The organism is Williamsia sp., from assembly GCF_016462415.1.
Lineage (GTDB): Bacteria > Actinomycetota > Actinomycetes > Mycobacteriales > Mycobacteriaceae > Williamsia_A.
This window is the reverse complement of sequence record NZ_JAEMTF010000163.1, coordinates 1-5,578: the sequence shown is the minus strand read 5'-3', so window position 1 is coordinate 5,578 and position 5,578 is coordinate 1. Positions and strand designations below refer to the sequence as shown.

The following is a 5,578-nucleotide window of genomic DNA, read 5'->3' as shown; positions in this document are numbered from 1 at the left end:
GGCGTCCGATTCGACTTCACCGGGCGCATCGCGCAGCGTTGACACCATGGCGCACACCGACACCCCGACAACCGCCGAGCCCACCGAACGCGGCATCAGCCGTGGGCTGGTGGCGCTGTTCGCGCTGACCGCGGGCGTCACGGTGTCGGCGATCTACTGCCTGCAGCCGCTCCTGGAGGACATCCGCACCGACTTCGACATCAGCTCGTCCACGACCAGCCTCGTCGTCACCGCACCGCAGCTGGGATACGCGCTGGGCCTGCTGCTGTTGGTCCCGCTCGGCGACCGCCTCAACCGGCGGGTGTTCGCGCCGCTGCTCATGCTCGCCTCCGCGGTGGCGCTGCTGCTCTCGGGCATCTCACCGGGCTTCCCGATGCTGCTGGTCGCCTCGTTCGCGGTCGGTGTCTTCGCGGCCACCGCGCAGGTCGTGGTGCCGTGGTCGTCGTCGCTGGCGGCTCCGGCCGACCGGGGTCGGGTCGTGGGAACCGTCATGAGCGGCCTGCTGATCGGCATCCTGCTGGCCCGCGTGGTCAGCGGGTTGATCGCCGGACTCGGCGGATGGCGACTGGTGCTGTTCGTGGCCAGTGCCCTGATGGTGGCGCTGGCGGTGCTGGTCTTCGCGACGACACCGGCCGACGGACCGCGGTCGACCCAGCCGTATGGGCGACTGCTGCTGTCGGTGGCGACGCTGGTCCGCGAGGAGGCCGTGTTGCGGCACCGCATGGCCCTGGGCTTCCTGACGATGTTCGGGTTCAGCGCCATGTGGACCTCGGTCGCGTTCCTGCTGGCTGGTTCACGCGGCGAGGACTACCACTTCTCCGAGACGGTCATCGGTCTGTTCGGCCTCGCCGGCGCCGCCGGTGCCGCGGGTGCCCCGTTGGTCGGGCGTCTCGCTGATCGCGGCCGCTCCCGCCTGGCGACCACCTCGGCGTGGATCGTGATCATCGTCGGCTGGGTCTTCCTGGGCTGGTCGGGTGTCTCTCTGGTCGCGCTGGTGATCGGCCTGCTGGTGTTCGACCTGGGGATCCAGGCGTCGCAGCTGTCGAACCAGACCGCGATCTACGCGCTCGCCCCGGACGCACGCAGCCGCGTGACGACGGCGTACATGGTGACGTACTTCCTCGGTGCGGTCGCCGGGTCGGTGTGCTCCGGCGTCGCCTACGAGGCCGGCGGCTGGCTCGCGGTGTGCGGGATCGGGGTGGCTGCCGCGGTCGTCGGGATCGCTCTGTGGGGGTTGTTCGACCACCTCGAGCGCCGTCCCGCCGCAGTCGCACCGGAGGGCGTCGTCACGCACTAGCGTGGAGCTCGTGCAGACCTTCGACGACATCGTCATCGGCGCCGGACACAACGGGCTCACCACGGCCGCCTACCTGGCCCGCGGCGGACGTCGGGTGCTCGTACTCGAACGGTCCGATCACGTTGGTGGCGCCTCGATCTCGGCCCACACATTCCCCGGCATGGACGCCCGGCTCTCGCGGTACTCCTACCTGGTGTCGCTGATGCCGCGGCAGATCATCACCGACCTCGATCTCGACGTCCGCCTGGTGCGGCGTCGCTATTCCTCGTACACACCGCTGCCACGTCGACCCGACACCGGCCTGCTGGTGGACAACGGCGACCCCGAGGCCACGCGGGCGTCGTTCGCATCGGCGACCGGTTCCGACGCCGATCACGATGCGTGGCAACGGTTCTACGGCCGGATGGAACGGCTGGCGCAGCGGGTGTTCCCCACCGTCACCGAGCCGCTGCGCAGCGCGGATGAGGTACGGGCGCTCGTCGATGACGACGAACTGTGGTCATCGCTGGTCGACGCCCCGATCGGCCGGCTGATCGAGTCGACCTTCACCGACGACACCGTACGTGGGGTGGTCGCGACCGACGCACTGATCGGGACCTTCGCGGACCTACACGATCCGAGCCTCCGACAGAACATCTGCCTGCTCTACCACCTGATCGGAGGCGGCACCGGCGACTGGGACGTCCCCATCGGCGGGATGGGTTCGGTCAGTGGCGCTCTCGCCCGATCCGCGGCGGCCGCCGGGGCCGACATCCGGACCGGTGCGCGGGTGGTGGCGGTCGACCCCGACACCGGCACCGTCGAGTGGGAGGGCGGCCGGGCGCAGGGGGCGATGGTGCACGCCGGGTGTGCGCCGACCGTGCTGAACACGATGCTCGACCGGCCGGTCCGGACCGAGCCGACACCGCGCGGCGCACAGCTGAAGATCAACCTTCTGCTCGATCGACTTCCCCGACTGCGCGACACCACGGTCGATCCGACGGCCGCGTTCGCGGGCACCTTCCACATCAACGAGGACTTCTCCCAGCTGCAGTCGGCGTATGCAGCGGCTGCCGCCGGGCAGATTCCGTCTCCTGCGCCGTGCGAGATCTACTGCCACACACTGTCCGACCGGAGCATCCTCGGGCCCGACCTCGACGGCATGCACACCCTGACCCTGTTCGGTCTGCACATGCCACCGGAGCTGTTCACCTCGTCCGATGCCCTGCAGCAGACGGTGGATTCCACGCTGGCGTCGCTCGATTCGGTTCTGGCCGAGCCCATCTCCGACGTCATCGCGCGCGACGCGGACGGGCGACCGTGTATCGAGGCGCGATCACCGCTCGACCTGCAGGATTCGGTGGGCCTGCCCGGCGGCAACATCTTTCACCGGTCGCTGCAGTGGCCGTGGGCGGAGAGCCCGGGCGAGGTGGGGACCTGGGGTGTCGAGACGCAGCACCCACGGCTGACCATCTGCGGTGCCGGGGCGCGACGCGGCGGCGGGGTCAGCGGGATCCCCGGCCACAACGCGGCCCAGTTCACGCTCGGGCGCTGACTTCACTGGTGGCCGGTCACCGGCGAGCCAACCGCGTGCGGGCGGTGTCGCGACCCCGGCCCAGCGCCACCGACTCCCCGGCTTCCGCGAGGCCCACAACCGGCATGTTGACGTACACCGACTCGTGGTCGCCGGCGTGGATCCGATAGGTCTCATGGAAGATCCCGACGTCCCCGTTGTCACCGACGGTGCGGTTGAACGCCCGCCAACTCGCCAGGTGCGGATCGTCGGTGTTGCGCGCGAACGCCTCCAACTGTTCGAAACTCCGCCAGTACTGGACCAGCGAGATGGTGCGACCGCTCATCGACATCCGCACGCCGAGCAGTCCCTTCTCCGGATGTTTCCGAAGGTCCTGCAGCATCTTCGGCATGGCCAGGAACGGGCCGAGCCACGACCGCACCTTCCACAACCGGTTGAACCTCAGGCCGATGAGAAAGACGACGAAATCGCCGTCGATCTGGGCGGTTGCGCGTCCGTTGCGAATCGTCGTGCGTGCCATCGTCGTCTCCTCGACTGTGAACCTGACCGACCGGATAGTCGAACTATCCGTTAATGGATAGTGCTACTATCCATTGGTGATGTCAAGAGCGCCCCGATGAGGATCTCCGAGCTGAGTCGTCGCAGCGGCGTGAGTGTCGCGACCATCAAGTACTACCTCCGGGAGGAGGTGCTGCCCGCCGGCGAACCGACATCGACCAACCAGGCGTCCTACGACGAGGGCCACATCCGACGACTCCGACTCATCCGGGCGCTCATCGACATCGGGGGCCTCTCCCTGGCCAGGGTCCGCGATGCCCTCGCCGCGACCGAGAACGATGAACTGCCCCTGCACGACGCGTTCGGCGCCGTGATGCTCGGGCTCGACGACCCGGGCACGATCGCCGTCGACGGCGACACCGTCGGCGAGGTACGTGACTGGCTGGCCGAACGCCGGTGGACGATCGCACCCGATGCGCCGGCCACGCGACGACTGGCGGAGTTGATCGAGATCCTGCGCGAATTCGGCCTACCGGTGACGGCGGACAGTTTCACCGCGGCCGCCAACAGCGCCGAGGCCACCGCGATCGACGAGGTGCATTACGCCTACGACCAACCCGACCGGATCGCCTCGGTCGAGATGATGCTGATCGGCACGGTCGTCTACGAGCGTGCGATGGCGATGGTCCGCCGTCTGGCACTCGAGGCGGCCAGCGCCCGCATCGAGGACAGCGCCCGAATCGAGGACAGGGGCCGACGCTAGGTTCCGCAGAAGGTCTGGAAGCCCTCGCCGAACTCGTCCGGCGCGGGCTGGGCGTAGGCACCGAGGGCGGGGTCGGCGTCGAACGGACGGGTGATCACGCTCAGCAACATCTGAAACTTCTCGAGGTCGCCGGCCGTTGCCGCACGTAATGCGATGTCCACGAGATGGTTTCGCGGGATGTAGATCGGGTTGACGCGATCCATCGCGTCCGCCGTGGCAGAGTCGGTGTCCGCAAGGGCTCCGCGCCAGCGCGACAGCCATGGGGCGATGGCGTCGCGCGGGATGAGGTCGTCGAGGGGACGGGAGTTGCCGCGCAGCTCCTCGGCGAGTGCTCGGAAGGTGCCGGTGAAGTCCGGGCGGTGCTCGCGCATCACGGCCTGGAGATCGTCGATGAGGTCCTGATCGTCGACGGCGATGCCGATCTTTGCGCGGAAGTGGTCGGCCAGTCGGGCGTCGTGCCGATCGAGGAAGGTCCCGAGGATGTCGGTGAGCGCCGTGATCGCCGCGTCGGTGTCCCCGGTCTCGGAGTCACCGCCGAGCTGCTCGGCCACGAGCGGGATGAGCGACTCGGCGAACCGGGCGAGGTTCCATCCGATAACCGGCGGCTGGTTGGTGTACGCGTAGCGGCCCTGGACGTCGATGGAGCTGAAGACCGTGGCCGGGTCGTAGGCGTCCATGAAGGCGCACGGTCCGTAGTCGATGGTCTCGCCCGAGATGGTGGTGTTGTCGGTGTTGAGGACCCCGTGGATGAATCCCACCGCCATCCACTGCGCCACCAGCGAGGCCTGCCGGTCGACGACGGCCTCGAAAAATCGCAGGTAGCGATCATCGGCGTCGACGAACTCGGGGTAGTGCCGCGCAATCGTGTAGTCGGCGAGCGGCTGCAACGGAGCCCCCTGCCGCAGAGCGAACTCGAACGTCCCGACCCGGATGTGGCTCGACGCGACGCGGGCGAGTACCGCCCCCGGCTCCATGACGTCCCGAGGCACGTCGTCGCCGGTCGCCGTGACCGCGAGCGCGCGTGTGGTCGGGATCCCCAGCGCATGCATGGCCTCGGAGATCAGGTACTCACGCAGCATCGGGCCGAGTGCGGCCCGACCGTCGCCACCTCGGGCGAAGCGAGTACGACCGGACCCCTTCAGATGCAGGTCGCGGCGGTGGCCGGCCGGGTCGATGAGCTCGCCGAGCAGCATCGCGCGACCGTCACCCAGCAGCGGCTGGTAGCCGCCGAACTGATGTCCCGCGTAGGCCATCGCGATCGTCGTCGCACCCTCCGGCGGCACCGACCCCGACAGGACACCGGCCGCCTCGGGGCTGTGCAGGGCGTCGGCGTCGAGACCCAGTTCCTCGGCCAGCGCCGTGTTCACGACGAGGACCTCGGGGTTCGACGCATGCGTCCCGGCGAACGGGACGTACATGCCCTCGAGATCACGCGCGTAGGTGTTCTCCAGGGTGAACAGGGTCGACGTCGTGGAGGAAGTCATGCAATCCAGGCTAACCGCGTCGG

5 protein-coding genes are annotated in these 5,578 nt (G+C 68.8%); 3 read left to right on the top strand and 2 right to left on the bottom strand.

The window, feature by feature from the left end:
- On the top strand, positions 1–1,297 hold a 1,297-nt coding region (locus tag JHC79_RS22375), incomplete at its 5' end, for an MFS transporter (protein WP_366783229.1).
- Between the two features lie 10 nt (positions 1,298–1,307).
- Positions 1,308–2,831: an NAD(P)/FAD-dependent oxidoreductase gene (locus tag JHC79_RS22370; protein ID WP_296395042.1), complete on the top strand. Its 1,524-nt coding sequence runs from the start codon at positions 1,308–1,310 to the stop codon at positions 2,829–2,831.
- Between the two features lie 16 nt (positions 2,832–2,847).
- Here JHC79_RS22370 and JHC79_RS22365 read toward each other — a convergent pair whose 3' ends face one another.
- The gene (locus JHC79_RS22365) at positions 2,848–3,330 is read right to left on the bottom strand and encodes a DUF4188 domain-containing protein (RefSeq protein WP_296395040.1); all 483 of its coding nucleotides are present in this window, start codon (positions 3,328–3,330) and stop codon (positions 2,848–2,850) included.
- Positions 3,331–3,426: 96 nt separating this feature from the next.
- Between JHC79_RS22365 and JHC79_RS22360 the strand changes: the two genes are divergently transcribed.
- The gene (locus tag JHC79_RS22360) at positions 3,427–4,071 is read left to right on the top strand and encodes a MerR family transcriptional regulator (protein WP_296395038.1); all 645 of its coding nucleotides are present in this window, start codon (positions 3,427–3,429) and stop codon (positions 4,069–4,071) included.
- Here the strand turns inward: JHC79_RS22360 and JHC79_RS22355 are convergent.
- Positions 4,068–5,555 (bottom strand): protein adenylyltransferase SelO, encoded by a 1,488-nt coding sequence (locus JHC79_RS22355; protein WP_296395036.1) that lies wholly within the window; start codon positions 5,553–5,555, stop codon positions 4,068–4,070. The two genes, JHC79_RS22360 and JHC79_RS22355, sit on opposite strands and share 4 nt — an antisense overlap.
- Positions 5,556–5,578: the final 23 nt, after the last annotated feature.